Below are 21,393 nucleotides of genomic sequence, written 5' to 3'. Positions count from 1 at the left end.
CGTGCACTGCAGGGCAGCGACACCAGGGGCGCGTGAGGGCACCTCCCGGCCGGAGGCCGGGGGAGAACTGCGCACTTCGGATGCGGCCCACGGACGAAGCGAGGTCGACCCCGTTCCGTCACGATGCCCGCTCGCGGACTGCGCAGGTCCACGCGCCCCTGAGGGGTTGCCCCCGTGCCTCAGGTCCCGAGGGAGGTGATGGCGTTGCGGAGGGCGGTGGGGACGTCGGGGACGAACTGGTGGATGCCGTCCTTGACGACGTGGCGGCCGCCGACCACCACGTGGCGGACGTCCGCCGCGGTGGCCGCGAACACCGCGGTCTCCGCCCCGAGCTGCGGCCCGGGCCCGGCGGTGCGGACGCTGTCCAGGGCGACGGCGGTGAAGTCGGCGAGCGCGCCGGCCTCGATCCGGCCCGCCTCGGGCCAGCCGAGGGAGGCGTGGCCGTCCTCGGTGCCGGCGCGGAGCAGGGCGTGCGCCGTCCAGTGTCCGCGGGTACGGGTGCGGAGCCGCTCGTTGAGCTCCAGGGCCCGCGCCTCCTCGAAGGGGTCGATGATCGCGTGGCTGTCGCTGCCGAGGCTGATCGGGCAGCCGGAGCTGGCGAGCCGGCGGGCCGGGCCGATGCCGTCCGCGAGGTCCCGTTCGGTGGTGGGGCACATGCAGATCGTGGTGCCGGAGTCGCCGAGCAGCCGGACGTCCTCGTCGGTGAGGTGGGTGGCGTGCACCGCGGAGGTCCGGGGGCCGAGCACGCCGTGGTCGGCGAGCAGGCGGGTGGGGGTGACGCCGTGGGCGGTGAGGCAGGCGTCGTTCTCCGCGGTCTGCTCGGAGAGGTGGACGTGCAGCGGCGCCTTCCGCATGGCGGCCCAGTGCGCGACCGTGGCCAGCTGGTCGGCGGGCACGGCGCGGACGGAGTGGACGGCGGCGCCGATCCGGGCGTGCTCGGTCGGCTTGAGGGCGTCCGCGCGGGCGGCCCAGGCGTCGGCGTCGCCGTCGCTGAACCGCAGCTGCGGCTTGGTGACCTCCTCGCCGAAGCCGGAGGAGAGGTAGCAGGTGTCGAGCAGGGTGATCCGGATGCCGGCCCGGTTCGCCGCCTCGACGAGCGCGAGGCCCATCGCGTTGGGGTCCTCGTAGCGCGCCCCGCCGGGTGCGTGGTGCAGGTAGTGGAACTCGCCGACGGCGGTGATGCCGGCGAGGGCCATCTCGGCGTAGACGGCGGTGGCGAGGTCGAGGTAGCTGTCCGGGTCGAGGGCGCCGGCGAAGCGGTACATGGTGTCCCGCCAGGTCCAGAAGGTGCCGGAGCCGACCTGGACGTTGCCGCGCAGCGCGCGGTGGAAGGCGTGCGAGTGCGCGTTGGCCTGGCCGGGCAGCAGCAGCCCGCCGAGCCGGACGGCGCCGGGCGGGCAGGGCCCGCTGTCGGGGGTGACGTGGCCGATCCGCCCGCCGGGCCCGACGGTGATCAGTACGTCCCTCTCCACGACGGTGCCGCTGGCGTGCGGCAGCCAGGCGTACTCCGCCCAGTACGTCAGCCCTGACATGCGAGGTCCTCCAGTACGTCGGCGAGCGCGGCCACACCCGCGAGGCAGTCGTTCTCCTCGGCGTGCTCCGCCGGGGAGTGCGAGACTCCGCTCGGGTTACGTACGAACAGCATGGCGGTCGGAATGGCCGATGCCAGGATTCCGGCGTCGTGTCCCGCACCGGTGGGCAGCACCGGCACCGGGCGGCCGTCGGCGCGGCCGATGACGCGGGCGAGCCGGTCGCGCAGCGGTCCGTCGAAGTCGACGACGGGCGTGTACGACTCGCGGGTCAGCTCGACCCGGACGCCGTCCCGCTCGCCGCGCTCGTACGCGGCCTGCCGGATCTCCTCGACGACCCGGTCGAGGGTGGCCTCGTCGGCGGCGCGGGAGTCGAGCCAGCCGCGGACGAGGGAGGCGATGGCGTTGGTGCCGTTGGGCTCGACGGCGACCTTGCCGAAGGTGGCGAGGGCGCCGGCCAGCTTGGCCTTCTTCCGCGCGGCGAGCACGGTGTTGGCGTAGGTGAGCATCGGGTCGCGGCGGTCCTCGATGCGGGTGGTGCCGGCGTGGTTGGCCTCGCCGTGGAAGTCGAACCGCCAGCGGCCGTGCGGCCAGATCGCGCTGGCCACGCCGACGCTCTGCCCCTCGGCCAGGTAGCGGCCCTGCTCGACGTGGAGTTCGACGAACGCGCCGATGCGGCCGAGGCGTTCGCGGTCGGCACCGATGGCGTCGGGGTCGTACCCGGCCTTCTCCATGGCGTCGGGCAGCCGGACGCCGTCGGCGTCGCGCAGGTCGTGCGCCTGGTCCTTGGAGAGGACGCCGGCGGTGAGCCGGGAGCCGATGCAGGCGACGCCGAACCGGGCACCCTCCTCGTCCCCGAAGTTGACAATCGCCAGCGGCTTGGTGACCCCGGCCCCTCGGGAGCGGAGTTCGTCCAGGGCGGCGAAGGCGGAGACCACACCGAGCGGGCCGTCGAAGGCGCCGCCGTCCGGCACGGAGTCCAGGTGCGAGCCGGTGACCACGGCGCCCTCGCCGTGCGGATCGCCCAGCCAGGCCCACTGGTTGCCGTTGCGGTCGAGTTCGTACTGCAGGCCGCGGTCGCGGGCCTGCTGCTCGAACCAGGCCCGGCATTCGGCGTCGGCGGAGTTCCAGGCGAAACGGCGGTAGCCGCCGGACGAGGCGGAGCGGCCCACGGGGAGCAGCTCCGCCCACATCCGCTGGAAGCTGTCGGTCACAGCTCGCCCATGGGGACGCGCACGCCCCGCTCGCCGGCGACCTCGACGGCGCGGTCGTAACCGGCGTCGACGTGCCGGATGACGCCCATGCCCGGGTCGTTGGTGAGCACCCGGCGGATCTTCTCGCCGGCGAGGGCGGTGCCGTCGGCGACGGTGACCTGGCCGGCGTGGATCGAGCGGCCGATGCCGACGCCGCCGCCGTGGTGGATGGAGACCCAGGAGGCGCCGGAGGCGACGTTGACCATGGCGTTGAGCAGCGGCCAGTCGGCGATGGCGTCGGAGCCGTCGAGCATGGACTCGGTCTCGCGGTACGGGGAGGCGACGGAGCCGCAGTCGAGGTGGTCGCGGCCGATGACGATCGGGGCGGACAGCTCGCCGGAGGCGACCATGTCGTTGAAGCGCTCGCCGGCCTTGTCGCGCTCGCCGTAGCCGAGCCAGCAGATGCGCGCCGGGAGGCCCTGGAAGTGGACCTTCTCCTGGGCCATCTTGATCCAGCGGTGCAGCGACTCGTTCTCCGGGAAGAGGTCGAGCACGGCCTTGTCGGTCTTGGCGATGTCCTGCGGGTCGCCGGAGAGCGCGGCCCAGCGGAACGGGCCCTTGCCCTCGCAGAACAGCGGGCGGATGTAGGCCGGGACGAAGCCGGGGAAGGCGAACGCCCGGTCGTAGCCGGCGAGCTGGGCCTCGCCGCGGATCGAGTTGCCGTAGTCGAAGACCTCGGCGCCGCGGTCCTGGAAGCCGACCATGGCCTCGACGTGCTTGGCCATCGACTCGCGGGAGCGCTCGGTGAACTCGGCGGGCTTCTCGGCGGCGTAGGTGGCCATGTCGTCGAAGGCGACGCCGATCGGCAGGTAGCTCAGCGGGTCGTGGGCGCTGGTCTGGTCGGTGACGATGTCGATCGGGGCGTCCATCGCGAGCAGCTGCGGGACGAGCTCGGCGGCGTTGCCGAGCAGGCCGATGGAGAGCGGCTGCTTCTTGTCCCGGGCGGCGGTGGCGAGTTCGAGGGCGTGGGCGAGGTTCTTGGCCTCCACGTCCAGGTAGCGGTGCTCGATCCGGCGGGCGATCCGGGAGGGGTCGCAGTCGATGCAGATCGCGACGCCGCCGTTCATGGTGACGGCGAGCGGCTGGGCGCCGCCCATGCCGCCGAGGCCGGCGGTGAGGGTGATGGTGCCTTCGAGGGTGCCGTTGAACTTCTTGTCGGCGACGGCCGCGAAGGTCTCGTAGGTGCCCTGGAGGATGCCCTGGGTGCCGATGTAGATCCACGAGCCGGCGGTCATCTGGCCGTACATGGTGAGGCCGAGCGACTCCAGGCGGCGGAACTCCTCCCAGTTCGCCCAGTCGCCGACCAGGTTGGAGTTGGCGATCAGGACGCGCGGCGCCCACTCGTGGGTCTGCATGACGCCGACCGGCCGGCCGGACTGCACCAGCATGGTCTCGTCCTGCTTGAGGTTCTGCAGGGTGCGCACCATGGCGTCGTACGAGCGCCAGTCGCGGGCCGCCTTGCCAGTGCCTCCGTAGACGACGAGCTTCGAGGGGTGCTCGGCGACCTCCGGGTCGAGGTTGTTCATGAGCATCCGCAGGGCGGCCTCCTGCTGCCAGCCCTGTGCGGTCAGCTGCGTCCCCCGTGCCGCGCGCACCTCGCGCGGGCCGCTCACCTGGTCCACCATGCCTCCGGCCTCCTTGCGGATGAATTCATTCAGGCTTACCGAGACTGAATATATCCAGTCATTCACTCGGAAGCCAGACCTCAGCACCAATCGGACCAGGATCCGTCCCGCCCCGCGCGGCGGCACGCCTCCGGAACGCGACGGCGGGCGGTGGGACCCCGTCCCGCCGCCCGCCGTGGAATCGCACCGTCAGCCCGCGCGCAGCGCCGCCAGCTGCTGCTCGAAGGGCACCACCTCGGGCTCCGCCCGGGGCCGGGGCGGGCGGAGGGCGAGCAGGTCGGCGAGCTCCCCGCCGGCCCGGGCGATCCGCGGGGCGAGCCCCTCGGCGTCGCCGCCGGGGCCCCAGTCCTCGGAGGCGGCGAACACCGCGGTCGGGGCCACGACCGCCCGCAGGTGGGCGAAGAGCGGCCGCAGTGCGTGCTCCAGGGCCAGCGAGTGCCGGGCGCTACCGCCGGTGGCGGCGATCAGCACCGGGGTGCCGGTCAGCGCCTCCCGGTCCAGCACGTCGAAGAAGGACTTGAACAGCCCGCTGTACGAGGCGCTGAAGACCGGCGTGACCGCGATCAGGCCGTCCGCGGCCTCCACCGACTCCAGGGCGGACCGCAGCTCGGGCCCGGGGAAGCCGGTCACCAGGTGGTCGGCGATCGGCCTGGCGAGGCCGCGCAGCTCGACCACCTCGACCTCCACCTCCCGCCGGCCCTCCAGCGCCGTCCGGACGGCGCCGGCCAGGCGGTCGGCGAGCAGCCGGGTGGACGAGGGGACGGACAGGCCGGCCGACACGGCGACCAGCTTGAGCGGGGCGGTCATCGGGCCTCCTCGGTGGTGTTCTCGGCGGCGGTCCGCTGCGCGAGCAGCGAGGCGTGGGTGGGGGCCTCCGGCACGCCGGCCGGCCGGCCGTTGGCGAACTCCTTGCGCAGCACCGGGACGACCTCTTCGCCGAGCAGGTCGAGCTGCTCCAGGACGGTCTTCAGCGGCAGACCGGCGTGGTCGACCAGGAAGAGCTGGCGCTGGTAGTCGCCGAAGGTCTCGCGGAAGGTGAGCGTCTTGTCGATCACCTGCTGCGGGCTGCCGACGGTCAGCGGGGTCTGCTCGGTGAACTCCTCCAGCGAGGGTCCGTGCCCGTAGACCGGGGCGTTGTCGAAGTACGGGCGGAACTCGCGCACCGCGTCCTGCGAGTTGCGGCGCATGAAGACCTGCCCGCCGAGGCCGACGACGGCCTGCTCAGCGGTGCCGTGGCCGTAGTGCGCGTACCGCTCGCGGTAGAGGTTGACCAGGCGCTGGAAGTGCTCCTTCGGCCAGAAGATGTTGTTGGCGAAGAAGCCGTCGCCGTAGTACGCGGCCTGCTCGGCGATCTCGGGGCTGCGGATCGAGCCGTGCCAGACGAACGGCGGGACGCCGTCCAGCGGGCGCGGTGTCGAGGTGAAGCCCTGGAGCGGGGTGCGGAAGCGGCCCTTCCAGTCGACCACGTCCTCGCGCCAGAGCTTGTGCAGCAGCGCGTAGTTCTCGATCGCGAGCGGGATGCCCTGGCGGATGTCCTGGCCGAACCACGGGTAGACCGGTCCGGTGTTGCCGCGGCCGAGCATCAGGTCGACCCGGCCGTCGGCCAGGTGCTGCAGCATCGCGAAGTCCTCGGCGATCTTCACCGGGTCGTTGGTGGTGATCAGCGTGGTCGAGGTGGAGAGGATCAGCCGGTCGGTGCGGGCCGCGATGTGGCCGAGCATGGTCGTCGGCGAGGACGGCACGAACGGCGGGTTGTGGTGCTCGCCGGTCGCGAAGACGTCCAGGCCCACTTCCTCGGCCTTCTGCGCGATCGCCACCATGGCCTTGATCCGCTCGTGCTCGCTCGGCGTGCGGCCGGTGGTCGGGTCCTCGGTGACGTCGCCCACGGTGAAGATCCCGAACTGCATGGCTCTCACTCTCCAGATCGTTCAGATTTCAACTACGTCGGGCTGAACGACCCTGCCGCGGCGGCTATTCCCGCCGCGTCCGACCGGCTCAGGCGGCCGCGCCGCCCTCCCAGTCGATGCCGATCTCGGCCAGCCAGGCGCGATCCCGGGCGTCGATGGCGGCCGGCTCCCGGCCGGCCCCGCCCTCGCCCTCCGGGGCCTCCCGCGGTGCCCGGGCCGGTGGACGCGGGATCTCCTGGACCGGGCCCAACCCGTACCGCTCGGCGGCCTCGGCGGCGGCCCGCTCGGCGGCGGTCGGCTCGGTGATCCCGATGTGCACGGCGGACTCGTCGCCCGCGTCCAGCACGGTGATGCCCGGGTCCGGCGGGCGGCGCAGCACGATCCGCCGGCCGCAGGTCGGACAGGACCACTCGTCGGCCCCGTCGGCCATCCGCGCGGTCGGTCTCATCTGGTGGATCACCCGCATCCCGTTCACCCCCGTCCGGCCCGCGACCGGGCCCTGTCTGGGGGATGCCCGCTCCCGGGTGGGCGCCAACCCGTCGAACCGCGCACAGTTGCCCCCGGCGCGCCACCGAGTGCCCCCGCGCACCGGGCGCGGGGCACGGCGGGCCGGGGGCGGCCGCGCGGTGACCACTCCTGCGCGGCGGCTACTCCAGGAACAGCCCGCGGGCCGCCGCCGACTGCTCGATGGCCTCCAGGCGGGCCTCGGCACCGGGGATCTCGTCGCACATGGTCTGCAGCAGCACCCGGCCGAGCATCATCGGGGCGCAGGCGGTGTCGAAGACCAGACCGGTGCCGACCGCGGCGGGCAGCATCAGGTCGGAGAGCTTGGCAACCGGCGCGAAGGCGCTGTCGGCGACCGTCACCACCGTCAGACCGCACTCCCGGGCGGTGATCAGAGCGTCCATCAGCTCCCGCGGGTAGCGGGGCAGTGCGAAGCAGGCCAGTGCGGTGGCGCCGGCCGAAGCGGCCTGCTCGATCCGGTCGGCCAGCATCGAACCGCCCTCGTCCAGCAGGCGTACGTCCGGGTGCACCTTGGCGGCGAAGTAGGCGAAACCGTGCGCCTGGGCCGAGGCGGCCCGCAGGCCGATCACCGGCAGCGGACGGGAGGCGGCGAGCAGCCGGGCCGCGCGGACGATCGGCTCCGGGTCGGCGAGCAGCTCGGCGAGGTGGCGCAGGTGCTCGATCTCGGCCAGCACCGCCTGCTGGTGCTCGTTGCGGACCGCGTCCGCGGGGGTCTCGGCGGCCGGCGCGGACTCCCCCGCTCCGAGCTCGCGCAGCTGCTTGCGCAGGGCCGGGTAGCCGTCGTAGCCGAGCGCGACCGCGAAGCGGGTCACCGACGGCTGGCTGACGCCGGCCAGCTCGGCGACCTCCACGCTGGACAGGAACGGCGCCTCGGTGGCGTGCCGGACGAGGGAGTGCGCGATCCGGCGCTGGGTGGGGGTGAGCCGGTGGCCCTCGAACAGCTGGAGGAGTCGGGCGGAGGGGCCCGCGGTACCGGTCTCGTCCAGGGCTGTCATCGGCGGTTCCTCCGGGCTCGTGAGCGCTGCGCACCGTTGGCGGCGGCGGCTTGGACGACTGTCGCGCAGTCCTGGCATACGGGCAACGGTGTTTCGCGGGTCGGGACGGACCCGGACGTCGGCCCGGTGGCGGCCGTCGTCCGCCGGTGCCGTGTCGGGGTCGCCCCCGGGGCCACCCCGAGACGGCCCTGATCCGTCCCCGAGATCGCCCTCCGGCGGTGGACCCCGGCCCGGCCCCGCGGCCAGGCTGGGCCCATGGACCTCTCCAAGGACGACCTCGCGCGCGACCTCGACGCCGCCGTGCAGACCCGCAAGGAGCTCGGCAAGGAGTACGAGGCGGAGATCGTCGACTCCTTCCTCGCGCGCCTGGACGAGCGGCTCGACGCCCGGGTCGAGCAGCGCGTGGCCGAGCGCCTCGGCGCCGCCGAGCCCGTACGGCGGCCCGGGAACCCGCAGTTCAAGGTGCAGGTGCTCTCGCTGGTGATGGGCATCCCGCTGTCCGCGATCGCCGCCGAGAGCGCCCGGCTGCCCGGACTGATCGTCTGCTGGGCGGGCATCGTCGGCATCAACATCTCCTCCGCGCGGGCCGGCCGCCGGGAGCGGCGGCGGGACGACCGGTACTGAGCCCGGCCGTCCCGCCGTGGCATCAGGCCAGCGGGCCGGCGACCCGCTCGACCGCGGCGACCAGTGCGCCGGAGGCGACCAGCGCGGCGGCGGCCTCCAGGTCGGGCGAGAGGAAGCGGTCCCGGCCGGGGCCGCCGACGCCGGCCTCGCGGGCCGCGGCGATCGCGGCGGCGGTGGCCGGGGCGAGCGGGCCGCTGCCGCCCTCGGCCCGGATCTCCAGCGCCCGGGCCGAGGCGACCAGCTCGACGGCCAGCACCCGGGTCAGGTTGGTGACCGCCTGGCGCAGCTTGCGCGCGGCCGACCAGCCCATCGACACGTGGTCCTCCTGCATCGCGGAGGACGGGATGGAGTCCACCGAGGCCGGGACGGCGAGCCGCTTGTTCTCGCTGACCAGGGCGGCCTGGGTGTACTGGGCGATCATCAGGCCGGAGTCCACGCCCGGATCGTCGGCGAGGAAGGCCGGCAGGCCGTGCGAGCGGGCCTTGTCGAGCAGCCGGTCGGTGCGGCGCTCGGAGATCGAGCCGAGGTCCGCGGCGGCGATGGCGAGGAAGTCCAGCACGTACGCGACAGGAGCGCCGTGGAAGTTGCCGTTGGACTCGACCCGGCCGTCCGGCAGCACCACCGGGTTGTCGACGGACGCGGCGAGCTCGCGCTCGGCGACGGTGCGGGCGTACGCGACGGTGTCGCGGCCGGCGCCGGCGACCTGCGGGGCGCAGCGGATCGAGTAGGCGTCCTGGACGCGCGGCGCATCGTCCTGGTGGTGGCCGGTCAGGCCGGAGCCCTTGAGCACGGCCAGCATGTTGGCGGCGGAGAGCGCCTGGCCGGGGTGCGGGCGGATCGGGGCGTGCAGCTCGGGGGCGAGCACCTTGTCGGTGCCGAGCAGTGCCTCCAGGCTCATCGCCGCGGTGATGTCCGCGGTGGTGAACAGCTTCTGCAGGTCGGCGATGGCCATGACCAGCATGCCGAGCATGCCGTCGGTGCCGTTGATGAGGGCGAGGCCCTCCTTCTCCAGCAGCTCGACCGGCTCGATGCCGGCGGCGGCGAGCAGCTCGGCGGCGTCCTTCTCGACGCCGTCGGGGCCGAACGCGGTGCCCTCGCCCATCAGCACCAGGGCGCAGTGCGAGAGCGGGGCGAGGTCGCCGGAGCAGCCGAGCGAGCCGAACTCGCGGACGGCCGGGGTGATGCCGGCGTTGAGCAGGGCGGCCATGGTCTCGGCGACCAGCGGGCGGACGCCGGTGCGGCCGGAGGCGAGGGTCTTCATGCGCAGGAAGACCAGGGCGCGGACGACCTCGCGCTCGACCACGGGGCCCATGCCGGCGGCGTGCGAGCGCACCAGGGAGCGCTGCAGCTGGGCGCGCAGCTCGGGGCTGATGTGCCGGACGGCGAGGGCGCCGAAGCCGGTGGAGACGCCGTAGACCGGGCGCGGCTCGGCGGCGAGCGCGTCGATCCGGGCGCGGGCGCCGGCCATCTCGGCGAGCGCGTCCGGGCCGATCTCGACCCGGGCGTTGCCGCGGGCGACGGCGAGGACGTCCTCGGCAGTGACGTCGGCCTTGCCGACCTGGACCAGTGGCGCGTCGGGGGCCACAGCACCGTGCATATCCATATGCACAATGAGATCAGGTGAATGGGAATCTGACAACCGCTGGCCGGACGCGTCCCGCGGCGACCGGGGGCAGGATTTCCGTCAGGACGGTGCGGTGCCGCAGGCTGGGCACGGCGGACACGGCATGCGGAGGGTCGATGGCACGGGCGACGGTACGGCGCCGGGTGGTCCGGCTGCGCGGCGACGAGGCGGGCGTGCGCCCGGACGCGCTGGCGGCCGAGGAACCGCTGGAGATACGGCTCGGCGGCGAGCCGCTGACCGTCACCATGCGCACCCCCGGCCACGACTTCGACCTGGTAGCGGGCTTCCTGGTCGGCGAGGGCGTCGTCCACCGCACCGAGCAGCTGGCCGCGCTGCGGTACTGCGCGGGCACCGACGACGAGGGCGTCAACAGCTACAACGTGGTGGACGCGACGGTGCGCGGCGACGCGGCCCCGCTCTCCGGGCACCGCAACCTGCTCACCACCAGCGCCTGCGGGCTCTGCGGCCGGGACACCGTCGAGGCGGTGCGCACGCACAGCCGCTGGCCGGTCGACCGGGACGCCCTGCGGGTCTCCCCCGCCCTGCTCTACGCCCTGCCGGAGCGGCTCCGCGCGGCGCAGCGGGCGTTCGACTCCACCGGGGGGCTGCACGCGGCCGGGCTGTTCGACGCGGACGGCAGGCTGCTGTGCGCCCGCGAGGACGTCGGACGGCACAACGCGGTGGACAAGGTGATCGGCTGGGCCCTTCGGGAGGGCCGGCTGCCGCTCACCGGGCACGTGCTGCTGGTGAGCGGGCGGGCCTCGTTCGAGCTGACCCAGAAGGCGGCGCTGGCGGGCGTGCCGCTGCTGGCCGCGGTGTCGGCGCCGTCCTCGCTCGCGGTCGAGCTCGCCGAGGAGCTCGGCCTCACCCTGGTGGGCTTCCTGCGCGGCGAGAGCGCCAACGTGTACACCGCCACGGAGCGGGTGGCGACCGGCTGACGGGCCGCCACCCGGCGCTCGGTCAGTTCCTGCGGCGCATCGCCATCACGACGACGACGATGACGATCAGGACGATGCCGAGGATCACGACGCCGATCACGATGCCGGCGACCGTGCCGAAGAAGCTCTTCTTCTTCTTGGACTTGGACTTGGACTTCGCCGTCTTGGTCTTCTGCTTGGACGCCGCCGGGGCGAGGGCGGGTGCCGCCGCCCGGCCGATCGCCCGGGCCTGGGCGGGCGCCTGGGCCGGCGCCTGCGCCGGGGCCTGCTGAACGGCTGCCGCGGGTGCGGTGCGGGGCGTCGCCGCCGATGCCTCGCCGCCGGCCAGCGCAGAGCCGCCGACCGCCAGTGCCAGTGCGAGCAGTGCCCCCGCCAACTTGGTGCGCATGGTCCCTCCCAGGTCCCCCGATGCTGTCCGGCCACTGTCGCAGCCGCGGCCCGCGGGGCACAGCCCCCGCGCGGCCCCTGTGGCCCAGCTGTGACGTACCCCGCGCGGGCCCGTCGCAGCCGCACCCGTCGGATGCCCCGCCGCGGCGGTTCCACTCCCCCAGGACCGGGGGCGCGCCACCAGGAGCGCGTGAGGGCCCCCACGCGCCCCTGACGTGGCCTCCCGAGTGCGCCTTTGACGACAGGCCCGCTAGTCCGGTGGCGGGGACGTCGGGCCGGAGAGGGCGACGGCGACCAGGGCGCGCAGGGCGGCGGCGATCTGGCCGAGCGGCAGGGTGGTGTCGTCGGCGAAGAGTTCGACCAGCCAGCCGCCGGCCGCGTTGGGGCCGCCCGCGGCGACCATCGCCTTGTAGCCGCTGACCACCATCACGGCCTCCTCGGAGGGGTCGTTGCCCGCGGCACCGGCCCGCAGGGCGAAGCCGCCGCCCCGGGCGGCCCGCCGGGTGAGCGGGTAGTGGCGGAGGTCGAACACGGCGTCCGGCGCCTCGATCTGGGCGCGCTGGGTGGCGGCACCGGAGCTGCTCGGGCCGCTGGTCATCCGGTACACGGCGTGCTGGGCGGTGCGCATCAGGTGCGAGCCCGGGGGCACGTACGAGACCCACCAGGCGACGGCGTCGAGCAGCCGGGCGGAGGTCTCGGCGACGGTGACCATCCGGGCCAGGGTGTCGGCGGGGTGGCTGGTGCGGTGGACCTCGTTCTGGTCGAGTGCGGCCAGCACGGTGGTGAGCAGCTGGCCGGGGTCGGCGCTGCGGGCGGCTCCGCGGAAACGCCGGCGGTCGCCGTTGCCGCGCTGGCCTGGGCCGCCGCGGCGGCCGTCGGCCCGGTGGTGCGGGTCTGCGGCGTCGGCGAGCAGCACCGTCGGGTCTGGCGAGAAGCCGGGGCCGTGGCTGCGGCCTGCCACCACGGGGTGGGCGGCGCGGGAGGCCTTGGCGCGGTACTGGGCGGCGTCGGCCAGCCGGAAGAGCCGGTCGGCGGTGGAGACCGGGCCGATGGAGTCACCGGTGGAGGCGACGCCGCAGGCGACGCCCTCGCCCTCGGTGAGCTGCAGGGCGCGGGCGCAGAGGTCCTCGGCGACGGCCACCACCTCGTCGGCCTTCTGGCCCTCGACGAGCAGGCAGAACTCGTCACCGCCGAGGCGGGCGGCGAGACTGCCGGGCAGTTTGGCGGCGCAGAGCGAGAGCTGGTGGGCGAACCGTTCCAGCAGGCGGTCGCCCATCTCGTGGCCGAGCTGGTCGTTGACCCGTTTGAGGCCGTTGACGTCGCAGACGACCAGGCTGACGACGGTGTTGTCGCGGTTGTGGGCCTGCAGGGCGCTCTCCAGCCGGGCGTCGACGGCGCGCCGGTTGGCGAGGCCGGTGAGCGGGTCGGTGAAGGCGAGGCGGCGCAGGTCCGCGAGGCGCTCGGTCTGCGAGAGGCCGGCGGAGATCTGGGCGGCGAGCAGGGTGGCGTAGTCGACGTCGGCCTCGTCGAAGACCGGCAGGCCGGCGCTGCGGGCGAGGTACAGCTCGCCCCAGGCCTGGCCGTGCAGGACGATCGGCGCGACCAGGCAGCACTCGCGGCCGCGCCTGCGCAGTCCGGCGGCGCGCTGCAGGCAGAAGGCGCCGGCGGCCGGGTGGTCCGGTGCGGGGCCGGGGTCGGTGTCCTCGGCGGTCTGCACCCAGGCGCGGGGCAGCCGGCCGGTCGTCCAGTGCTCGTCGAGGTAGGTGACGATCTCCGGGAAGTCGGCCACCGGGTAGGACTCGTCCTCCGGGAACTCCTCCTCGCCGGCGGCGAGTTCGCCGTAGTTGGCGAGCACCCGGAGCCGTCCGGACTCGCGGTCCCAGACGGAGACGGCGGCCATGGTGGCCTCCAGCGCGGCGGTCGCGCGGACGGCGGCGGCGCGGACGGCCTCCAGCGGCGTCAGCGCCCCGGCCATGTCGTGGGCGAGTTCGACGACCGCGCGCAGGCGCGCGTCCGGGGTGGAAGGGGGTCGGCCGGCTCCGTCCGCCGCCCTGTCCGCCTCACCGCTCAACCGGATCGCCTCGTCCCTTGGTCCGCCCTGGTGCGTATCCATCCTGGACCAAGATTATGGCGGTTTGGTAAGGCATTGCCCGGTTTGTCAAGGTGAAGTCGTGCGGGTCTGCGGCACGCGCGAGGGGCACCGCATCAGGGGCGCCCCGGGGCACTTCCCGGGAGGGTCACTCCGGGTCGTGGCTCCGGCTGAGCAGCCAGGGCTCGACCAGGCCGAGGCCGCGCACCGGGCGCCGCCACATCGGCTGCAGGTGGAAGGGGAAGCCGCCCTCGGCCTGCCGGCCCGCCGGGTCGTCCGGCACGTGCGGCGGGGCGGCGCCGGTCTGCTCCAGCGCGGTGGCGAACTCGCCGTCGACGAGCACGGCGTCCCGCGGGGCGATGGAGGTGAGCCGGCTGGCCAGGTTGACGGTGGTGCCGAAGACGTCGCCCATCCGGGAGGTGACGGTGCCGAACGCCATGCCGACCCGCAGCGCGGGCATGGTGTCCTCCTTGGCGAGCGTCTCCACCAGACAGAGGGCGATCTCGGCGGCGACCGCCGGGTCCTCGGTGACGTAGAGGATCTCGTCGCCGAGGGTCTTGACCACCCGGCCGCCCTGGCCGGCGATGAGGTCGGAGCAGGTGGTCTCGAAGGTCTCGACGAGTGAGCCGAGCTCCTCCTCCTCCAGCCGGCGGGAGAGCCGGGTGAAGCCGACCAGGTCGGCGAAGCCGACGGCGAGCCGGCCGCTGGTGATCTCGTTGTCCTCGGCGGCGTGCACCACGCGGCCGGTGACGGCGGCGAGCTGGCGGCGCCAGACGTACACCAGGAACTGCTCCAGCTCGGGCAGCAGCAGCTCGGTGAGCGGATAGGCGACCTCGGCGCGGGTGAGGCCGGGCTCGACGGCCTGGGTGAGGTTCTCCAGGAAGGTGTCCATCTGCCAGCCGGCGAGCCGGGCGGTGGTCTGGCCGGTGGAGCGGGCGACCTGGATCGCCATCGGCTCGCTGAGCAGACCGGACTCGATGAGGCCGGCGAGGCGGCGCAGGGCGATCACGTCGTTGTCGGTGAGCGCCCGGGACTGGCCGATGTCGGGGAAGCCCATCGCCCGCCAGAACCGGGTGGCGAGCTCCATCGGCACGTCGGCCGCGCGGGCGGCCTGGTAGGGGGTGTATTTGCGCGGGGCGTCGAGGATCAGCCGTTCCAGGTCCAGCGCGACGGTGCGCTCGCCCGCCCCGCCCGTGCCGTGGTCACCGTTGCCGTTGCCGTTGCCCGATTCCTCGCCTGCCACCGGTCCATCCCCGTGCGGTCGCCGCACTTCCTCTTGTCCTGCCTGTCAAGGGCGGCCGACCACCCGGGGGTAGTGGCGCGCCTCACACCGCTGCCAGGTGGAATGTTCGCACGGAATCCCGCAATCCGGGGCATCCGTCCGGATCAGGCGGAGTCCGGACGCTCCGGGCGGACGTGCACGACGTCGCCGGCGGCCACCGGGTGGCGGGTGCCGTCCGGCGTGCGCACCACCAGCCGCCCGTCGCCGTCCACCGCGACGGCCTCACCGGCGAGTTCGCGCTCGCCCGGCAGCTGTACCCGCACCGGGCGGCCGAGCGTCGTGCAGCGGGCGGTGTAGGCGGGCAGCAGCCCGCTCGCGTGCGGGTCGCCGGCGGCGGCCCGCCACTCGCCGTACAGCTCGGCGATCTCGCGCAGCAGGCCGCGCAGCAGGGTCTGCCGGTCGGTGACGGCGGCGCCGGCGAGGGCGAGCGAGGAGGCGGTGGGCACCGGGAGTTCGTCGGCGCGCAGCGAGACGTTGATGCCGAGTCCGGCGACGACGGCGCCGCCGGAGAGTTCGGTGAGGATGCCGCCGATCTTGCGCTCCTCGCCGCCGACGGTGACCTGCAGGTCGTTCGGCCACTTGAGGCCGGTGTCGAGCTCGGCGATCCGGGCGACGGTGGCGGCCGCGGCGACGCCGACCAGGATCGGCAGCCAGCCGTACCGCTCGACCGGCACACCGGTGGGCCGCAGCAGCATCGACAGGAAGAGGCCGGAGCGCGGCGGGGCGCTCCAGCGGCGCTCCATCCGGCCGCGGCCGGCGTTCTGGGCCTCGGCGACCAGCACGGCGCCCTCGGCGGCGCCGGCCCGGGCCCGCGCGGCGAGGTCGGTGTTGGTGGAGCCGGTCTCGGTGACGACGTCGAAGGAGGTCCACAGACCGCCGGGGACGACCAGGTCACGGCGGAGGGCCGCGGTGTCCAGCGGCGGGCGCTCCAGGTCCGTCCAGGGGGAGGGTCCGGCGCTCTGGCCGAGGCCGCGCAGGCCGCTGCGGCGGGGACGGGTGGGTTCGGGCTGCTCGGCGTCGGTCACCTGGCCAGCCTACCGACGGGGCCGCGCGGCGGCCGCCGCGGCGCAAGGGGCGCGGGGCCCGGCGCGGGCCCGGTGGTGGGTGCGCGGAGGGTGGGTGCGGGCGCCCCGGCCACAGGCCGTCCCATCGTGCCGCAGATGGGCGTTCCGACACACTGTGTCGCTGGCCATAACACGATTCGCGCGCGGCTGGCTACGCTACTTGGCGGTAGTCGCAGTGCCGCCCTGCCCTCATGCCGTCGTCGGCTTCGGGAGCGGCCAAGGACCAGGGAGAGCCACCTCAATGACCGAGGCGCCGTACGACCCCCACACCACCGCCGGGAAACTCGCCGACCTGCGGCGCAGGATCGACGAGGCGGTGCACTCCGGCTCCGCCGCGGCCGTCGAGAAGCAGCATGCCAAGGGCAAGCTGACGGCGCGTGAGCGGGTTGTCGAGCTGCTGGACGAGGACTCGTTCGTCGAGTTCGACGAGTTCGCCCGGCACCGTTCGACCAACTTCGGCCAGGAGAAGAACCGGCCGTACGGCGACGGCGTGGTGACCGGCTACGGCACGATCGACGGCCGTCAGGTCGCCGTCTTCGCGCAGGACTTCACGGTCTTCGGCGGCTCCCTCGGCGAGGTGTTCGGCGAGAAGATCGTCAAGGTGATGGACTTCGCGCTGAAGACCGGCTGCCCGGTCATCGGCATCAACGACTCCGGCGGCGCGCGCATCCAGGAGGGCGTGGTCTCGCTCGGCCTGTACGGCGAGATCTTCCGCCGCAACGTGCACGCCTCCGGTGTGGTCCCGCAGATCTCGCTGATCATGGGCCCCTGCGCGGGCGGCGCGGTGTACTCCCCCGCGATCACCGACTTCGTGGTGATGGCCGACCAGACCTCGCACATGTTCATCACCGGCCCGGACGTCATCAAGACGGTCACCGGCGAGGACGTCGGCATGGAGGAGCTGGGCGGCGCCCGCACCCACAACACCAAGTCGGGCAACGCCCACTACCTCGCCGCGGACGAGAAGGAGGCGATCGAGTACGTCAAGAACCTCCTGTCGTACCTGCCCTCCAACAACCTCTCGGACCCGCCGGCCTACGCCGAGCAGGCCGACCTCTCGATCACCGACGAGGACCTCGAACTCGACACCATCGTGCCGGACTCGGCGAACCAGCCGTACGACATGCACAAGGTGATCGAGCACGTGCTGGACGACGGCGAGTTCCTGGAGACCCAGCCGCTGTTCGCCGGCAACATCATCACCGGCTTCGGCCGGGTCGAGGGCCACCCGGTCGGCATCGTCGGCAACCAGCCGATGGACCTCGCCGGCTGCCTGGACATCGACGCCAGCGAGAAGGCCGCCCGCTTCGTGCGGACCTGTGACAGCTTCAACATCCCGGTGCTGACCTTCGTCGACGTGCCCGGCTTCCTGCCCGGCACCGGCCAGGAGTGGGACGGCATCATCCGCCGCGGCGCCAAGCTGATCTACGCCTACGCCGAGGCCACCGTCCCGCTGATCACCGTGATCACCCGCAAGGCCTTCGGCGGCGCCTACGACGTCATGGGCTCCAAGCACCTCGGCGCCGACCTCAACCTGGCCTGGCCGACCGCGCAGATCGCCGTCATGGGCGCCCAGGGCGCGGCCAACATCGTCTACCGCCGCGAGCTGTCCGCGGCCGCGAAGGCGGGCGAGGACGTCGACGCCCGCCGCGCCGAGCTGGTCGCCGAGTACGAGGACACCCTGCTCAACCCGTACCTGGCCGCCGAGCGCGGATACGTGGACGCGGTCATCGCCCCGAGCGAGACCCGCCGGCACATCGTCCGCGGACTGCGGGCGCTGCGCGGCAAGCGGGAGACGCTGCCGCCGAAGAAGCACGGCAACATTCCGCTGTAGTCCGTTCCGGGAGAGGATCGACCCATGGCCCCCATCCAGGTGCTGCACGGGCAGCCGACCCCCGAGGAGCTGGCCACCGTCCTGGCGGTGGTCCAATCCCGGGCCGCCGCCGCACAGGCCGCCGCCGAGGCGGCCGGCCGGGCGGGCGGCCCGGCCTCCCCGTGGCGCGACCACGCGCGGAAGATGCGCAGCATGCCGACCCCCGGCCCCGCCGCCTGGCGGACCTCCGGCTGGGCCCGCTAGCGGCCGAGCCGCCGGACGGCCCGGTGCACCCCCCTCGCGGGGCGGTGCGCCGGGCCGTCGGTGCGTCCGGCGGGAGGGTGTCCGAAGGGTCGCGCCGGTCAGCCGGCCGGCGCCGAACGGCGGCCGAGCAGGCCGTCCAGTGCCACCGCGCCCGGGCCGAGCACCGCGATCAGCAGGAACACCCAGGCGAACAGCGCGGCCGGCTCGCCGCCGTTCTGCATCGGCCAGAGCGCGTGCTCCTGATGCACGGAGAAGTAGGCGTACGCCATCGAGCCGGAGCAGACGACGGCGGCGGCGCGGGTGGCGAGCCCGAGCAGCACCAGGGCGCCGCCGACGAGCTGGATGACCGCGGCGTACCAGCCGGGCCAGGACCACGCCTCGACGGTGCCGCCGCCCCGGCCACTGGCCGGGACGCCGAACAGCGAGGCCGCGCCGTGGGCCGTGAACAGCAGACCGGCGACGACACGGAAGAGGCCCACCGCATAAGGGCGGACGGCCTCTGTTCTGACGGACGAACGGGACACGGTACGTCTCCTCGGCTGGAACCTGCGGAAACCGGGCGCCGGTCGACGCCCGGGGAGTCCCTGACCTGGTGGCGCTGACGCGTCCTCCGCCCGCACGGATCATGAACGCGACAAGTCGTCCGGACCATTGGAGGGCGGACCGCTCCCCGCGTCAAGGGTTCCGGACGGGGTGGGAGGGTTTGAGTACGCGTACTCAGGCGCCGCCCGCGACCGGGACGCAGGCTGGTGAGGTGCTCTGGTCAGACCCCCGCGACGAACCCTCCCCGGAAGCGCGGAGGGCCCAGCGGATGCTCCGCCGCGCCGGCCTGCTGCTGGCGGTCCTCGGCTTCGTCGCGGCCGTCCTGCTGGTGCGGTAGGGAGCCCTCCGGCAGGACCTGCGCCCCTGAACGGGTGCCCTCGCTCTCGCCGGTTGCCCCTAGGCTGGGCGCCATGACCGATCGCCGCACTCTCGTCCTCGCCTCCGCGTCCCCGGCCCGGCTCGGGCTGCTCCGCCAGGCCGGCCTCGACCCGCAGGTCCGGGTCAGCGGGGTCGACGAGGACGCGCTGACCGCCGCCACGCCCGCCGAACTCGCCCTGGTGCTGGCCGAGGCGAAGGCCAAGACGGTGGCCGCCGGACTGGCCGGCGGCGAGCTGGTGATCGGCTGCGACTCGGTGCTGGAGCTCGACGGGCAGGCACTCGGCAAGCCCGCGGACGCCGCCGAGGCGATGGAGCGCTGGCGTTCGATGCGCGGGCGGGCGGGCGTGCTGCAGACCGGTCACTGCGTCATCGACAGCGCGACGGGCCGGCAGTCCTCGGCGACCGCCTCGACCACCGTGCGCTTCGGCACCCCGGACGACGAGGAGGTCGCCGCGTACATCGCCTCCGGCGAACCCCTGCACGTGGCCGGGGCGTTCACCCTGGACGGCCGCTCGGCGCCGTTCGTGGAGGGCATCGACGGCGACCCGGGCAATGTGATCGGCCTGTCGCTGCCGCTGCTGCGCCGCTTGCTGGCCGACCTCGACGTGCGGATCACCGACCTCTGGGTCTGATGCCCTGCGCCCGCTCCGGTCAGCCCTGCGGCGGCGCGGTCCGGGCCAGGAAGGCGAGCACGTCGGGCAGGGCGCCGTCGGAGAGCAGCGGGGCGCCGCGGTCGGCGCCCGGGTAGATCTTGAGCTGCTCGTCCTCGGCGGCGGCCGTGTCGTACAGGCCGTGCGCGTCGTCGGCGAAGGGCCGGTCCCCCGCCTCGGCGGCGAACAGCACGGGCACGGCCAGCCGCTTGACGGCGCTGCTCGCACTGTCACCGCCGAAGGACTCGGCCGAGCTCAGCGAGACCACCGCGGCCGGCGGCATCGCCAGGTCCGGCAGCGAGCCGGCGACGATCGACCCGGTGCCGCCCTTGGAGGCGCCCACCCGTACCAGCCGGGCGATCCCCTTGGTCCTGAGGTAGCCGGCGACCTGCTGGATGTTGTCGGAGCCGTTCCCGTCGGCGGTGTGGGGCAGCACCGCGTAGCCGGCCTTGGCGAAGGCGTCCAGGTAGGGGATCCGGTCGCAGAGGGTGCCGCCGTTCTGGTGCGAGAGGACGACGGCGGTCTTCGCGCCGCCCGCGTCGGAGTCGCGGAAGTCGGCCTGCACCGGGGCGAGCCCGTCGACGGTGACCGAGCCCCTGGCGGCCTGCTCCTCGGTGAGGCGGCCGTACCTCTCGGGGCCGCTCGCGGCCGCGGCGCTTGTGCGCCGCCCGCGGAGGAGCAGCCGGCCAGCGCCGCGGCTGCCGCCGGCACGGTCGCGAGCCGTACCGCCGTGGTGGTCCGCATCACATCGACTCCCGGGGTCGGGGCGGCCGGCCGCCGCCCGACGGGGCGTCACGCCGGGGGGGGGAGCCGCAGACAGCGCCAGTAGTCCATACCAATCCCCACCGATGGGACCAAGAAGCGGAGCCGGACACTCCGCACTGCGCCCTGCGGAATCGGACAGAACCGGGGGCGAACTACTGTCGCGGCGGGCCAGCCCGGCCCCGTACCGTCCCCCGATAGGCTGACGCAGCCGTCGGCCGGAAGGAGCGGGGGACATGACCGACAGCGTCCTCAACGTGGTGCTCGGGCTGGTGGCGTCGGCCATCAGCGCGGGCATCGGCTGGCTCGCCCAGACCGTGCGCCGCCGGCGCCGGCTGGAGCGCACCCAGCGGTTCTTCGGCATGCCGGAGGGCACCGAGTGCCTCCTGGTGGTCAATCGGGACGCCGGGGCACGCGCCTCCACGGCCGTCGCACGCAACGACGTGTACGCGCTGATGGAACTCGCCGCCCTGGTGCGCGAGTGCGGGGCGCGGGCCGAGATCGTGGCGCACGACCAGGTGCGCCAGGGGCTCGGCGCCAAGGCGGAGTTCTGCCTCGGCGGGCCGTCCAGCAACAACCGGACGGCCGCCCACCTGGCGTCCTGGCTGCCCGGGGTGACCTCCGCCGCGGGGGACACCGACCTGACGATCACGGTGGGCGACACGGAGTTCCCGCTGACCCGGCCGGTGCAGGAGGGCGTGCCGGTGTACGCCCTGCTGGCCAGGGTGCACGCCGGATCGGGTGACCGCCCGGTCTTCCTGATATCCGGTCAGACCTCCACGTCCAACCACGCGGCGGTCCGCTACCTGGCGGCCAACCACCGCACGCTGGCGCGGCGGCACGGCACGGACAGCACCTTCGTCGTGGTGCTGAAGGTGGTCAACCCCGGGGCGTACGGTCCGGACGTGGTCGAGCTCGCCGCGGAGGTCACCGCCAAGGCGACCGCCAGGCCGGCGCCGGCGGCCGCCACGGCGGCGGCCTGACCGCCGTGTGGCGAAGGCCACGGGCCCGCGACAGCGGCCCGGGGCCGCTACGCGCCGCGGCGGGCCGCTGCGCGTAGCGTCTCTACCAGCGGGGTCTGCCGCTGCGTGGTCGCGTGATCACGAAATCGGGTGACGCTCCGTGTGGGCTAGCTCACCAC

The 21,393-nt window shown here is 74.1% G+C and carries 20 protein-coding genes and 1 pseudogene; 7 read left to right on the top strand and 14 right to left on the bottom strand.

Annotated features, from left to right (window positions below):
- Nucleotides 1–179 precede the first annotated feature (179 nt).
- The 7 genes from KSNIM_RS23215 to KSNIM_RS23185 all read right to left on the bottom strand — a co-directional run bounded on the left by KSNIM_RS23215 (nt 180) and on the right by KSNIM_RS23185 (nt 7,834).
- Nucleotides 180–1,532 carry a formimidoylglutamate deiminase gene (locus tag KSNIM_RS23215; RefSeq protein ID WP_263105093.1) on the bottom strand — a complete coding sequence of 451 codons (1,353 nt, stop codon included), beginning with the start codon at nt 1,530–1,532 and terminating at the stop codon, nt 180–182.
- Entirely contained in the window at nt 1,520–2,722 is a 1,203-nt protein-coding gene (locus tag KSNIM_RS23210; protein ID WP_263108070.1) for an allantoate amidohydrolase, read from the bottom strand. Before KSNIM_RS23210 ends, KSNIM_RS23215 begins: the two co-directional genes overlap by 13 nt.
- 17 nt (nt 2,723–2,739) lie before the next feature.
- Nucleotides 2,740–4,395, bottom strand: coding sequence for a urocanate hydratase (gene hutU / locus KSNIM_RS23205; RefSeq protein WP_263108069.1), 1,656 nt, complete (start codon nt 4,393–4,395; stop codon nt 2,740–2,742).
- A gap of 201 nt (nt 4,396–4,596) precedes the next feature.
- On the bottom strand, nt 4,597–5,214 hold the full coding sequence (locus tag KSNIM_RS23200) for a CE1759 family FMN reductase (protein ID WP_263105092.1): 618 nt from the start codon (nt 5,212–5,214) through the stop codon (nt 4,597–4,599).
- Nucleotides 5,211–6,314: an LLM class flavin-dependent oxidoreductase gene (locus tag KSNIM_RS23195; protein ID WP_263105091.1), complete on the bottom strand. Its 1,104-nt coding sequence runs from the start codon at nt 6,312–6,314 to the stop codon at nt 5,211–5,213. Before KSNIM_RS23195 ends, KSNIM_RS23200 begins: the two co-directional genes overlap by 4 nt.
- 88 nt (nt 6,315–6,402) lie before the next feature.
- On the bottom strand, nt 6,403–6,762 hold the full coding sequence (locus KSNIM_RS23190; RefSeq protein WP_263105090.1) for a hypothetical protein: 360 nt from the start codon (nt 6,760–6,762) through the stop codon (nt 6,403–6,405).
- Between the two features lie 199 nt (nt 6,763–6,961).
- A complete protein-coding gene (locus KSNIM_RS23185) occupies nt 6,962–7,834 on the bottom strand; it encodes a MurR/RpiR family transcriptional regulator (RefSeq protein ID WP_263105089.1) in 873 nt (290 codons plus the stop codon).
- 255 nt (nt 7,835–8,089) lie between these two features.
- On the opposite strand from KSNIM_RS23185, the gene KSNIM_RS23180 reads away from it, so the two are divergent.
- A complete protein-coding gene (locus KSNIM_RS23180) occupies nt 8,090–8,458 on the top strand; it encodes a hypothetical protein (protein ID WP_263105088.1) in 369 nt (122 codons plus the stop codon).
- Nucleotides 8,459–8,480: 22 nt separating this feature from the next.
- Here the strand turns inward: KSNIM_RS23180 and hutH are convergent, their stop codons facing one another.
- Complete coding sequence (gene hutH / locus KSNIM_RS23175; RefSeq protein WP_411543758.1) at nt 8,481–10,055, bottom strand: histidine ammonia-lyase; 1,575 nt, start codon at nt 10,053–10,055, stop codon at nt 8,481–8,483.
- Nucleotides 10,056–10,198: 143 nt separating this feature from the next.
- Between hutH and fdhD the strand changes: the two genes are divergently transcribed.
- On the top strand, nt 10,199–11,020 hold the full coding sequence (gene fdhD, locus KSNIM_RS23170) for a formate dehydrogenase accessory sulfurtransferase FdhD (RefSeq protein WP_263105086.1): 822 nt from the start codon (nt 10,199–10,201) through the stop codon (nt 11,018–11,020).
- Between the two features lie 22 nt (nt 11,021–11,042).
- On the opposite strand, the gene KSNIM_RS23165 is transcribed toward fdhD, so the two are convergent.
- The 4 genes and pseudogenes from KSNIM_RS23165 to KSNIM_RS23150 form a co-directional block, all read right to left on the bottom strand.
- The gene (locus KSNIM_RS23165; RefSeq protein ID WP_263105085.1) at nt 11,043–11,408 is read right to left on the bottom strand and encodes a hypothetical protein; all 366 of its coding nucleotides are present in this window, start codon (nt 11,406–11,408) and stop codon (nt 11,043–11,045) included.
- A gap of 819 nt (nt 11,409–12,227) precedes the next feature.
- Nucleotides 12,228–13,382 (bottom strand): annotated as a pseudogene (locus KSNIM_RS39135) (diguanylate cyclase domain-containing protein); the annotation flags it as partial.
- Nucleotides 13,383–13,644: 262 nt separating this feature from the next.
- Nucleotides 13,645–14,739, bottom strand: coding sequence for an adenylate/guanylate cyclase domain-containing protein (locus KSNIM_RS23155; protein ID WP_263105083.1), 1,095 nt, complete (start codon nt 14,737–14,739; stop codon nt 13,645–13,647).
- Between the two features lie 143 nt (nt 14,740–14,882).
- Nucleotides 14,883–15,755, bottom strand: coding sequence for a biotin--[acetyl-CoA-carboxylase] ligase (locus tag KSNIM_RS23150; protein ID WP_263108068.1), 873 nt, complete (start codon nt 15,753–15,755; stop codon nt 14,883–14,885).
- A gap of 328 nt (nt 15,756–16,083) precedes the next feature.
- On the opposite strand from KSNIM_RS23150, the gene KSNIM_RS23145 reads away from it, so the two are divergent.
- Nucleotides 16,084–17,676 carry an acyl-CoA carboxylase subunit beta gene (locus KSNIM_RS23145; protein ID WP_263105082.1) on the top strand — a complete coding sequence of 531 codons (1,593 nt, stop codon included), beginning with the start codon at nt 16,084–16,086 and terminating at the stop codon, nt 17,674–17,676.
- A 24-nt stretch (nt 17,677–17,700) separates the two neighbouring features.
- A complete protein-coding gene (locus KSNIM_RS23140; RefSeq protein ID WP_263105081.1) occupies nt 17,701–17,919 on the top strand; it encodes an acyl-CoA carboxylase subunit epsilon in 219 nt (72 codons plus the stop codon).
- A 98-nt stretch (nt 17,920–18,017) separates the two neighbouring features.
- On the opposite strand, the gene KSNIM_RS23135 is transcribed toward KSNIM_RS23140, so the two are convergent.
- Complete coding sequence (locus KSNIM_RS23135) at nt 18,018–18,443, bottom strand: DoxX family protein (RefSeq protein WP_263105080.1); 426 nt, start codon at nt 18,441–18,443, stop codon at nt 18,018–18,020.
- Between the two features lie 230 nt (nt 18,444–18,673).
- On the opposite strand from KSNIM_RS23135, the gene mmpB reads away from it, so the two are divergent.
- Both mmpB and KSNIM_RS23125 read left to right on the top strand, forming a co-directional pair.
- Nucleotides 18,674–18,799, top strand: a complete 126-nt coding sequence (gene mmpB, locus KSNIM_RS23130) for a morphogenic membrane protein MmpB (RefSeq protein ID WP_263105079.1) — start codon at nt 18,674–18,676, stop codon at nt 18,797–18,799.
- Nucleotides 18,800–18,872: 73 nt separating this feature from the next.
- Nucleotides 18,873–19,472, top strand: a complete 600-nt coding sequence (locus KSNIM_RS23125; protein WP_263105078.1) for a Maf family protein — start codon at nt 18,873–18,875, stop codon at nt 19,470–19,472.
- 19 nt (nt 19,473–19,491) lie between these two features.
- On the opposite strand, the gene KSNIM_RS23120 is transcribed toward KSNIM_RS23125, so the two are convergent.
- The gene (locus KSNIM_RS23120; protein ID WP_263105077.1) at nt 19,492–20,286 is read right to left on the bottom strand and encodes a hypothetical protein; all 795 of its coding nucleotides are present in this window, start codon (nt 20,284–20,286) and stop codon (nt 19,492–19,494) included.
- A 202-nt stretch (nt 20,287–20,488) separates the two neighbouring features.
- Between KSNIM_RS23120 and KSNIM_RS23115 the strand changes: the two genes are divergently transcribed.
- Entirely contained in the window at nt 20,489–21,235 is a 747-nt protein-coding gene (locus tag KSNIM_RS23115; RefSeq protein WP_263105076.1) for a hypothetical protein, read from the top strand.
- Nucleotides 21,236–21,393: the final 158 nt, after the last annotated feature.

The sequence above is a fragment of the Kitasatospora sp. DSM 101779 genome, assembly GCF_025655475.1.
In the GTDB taxonomy this organism is placed as follows: Bacteria; Actinomycetota; Actinomycetes; order Streptomycetales; family Streptomycetaceae; genus Kitasatospora.
This window is presented reverse-complemented; position numbering and strand designations above follow the sequence as displayed.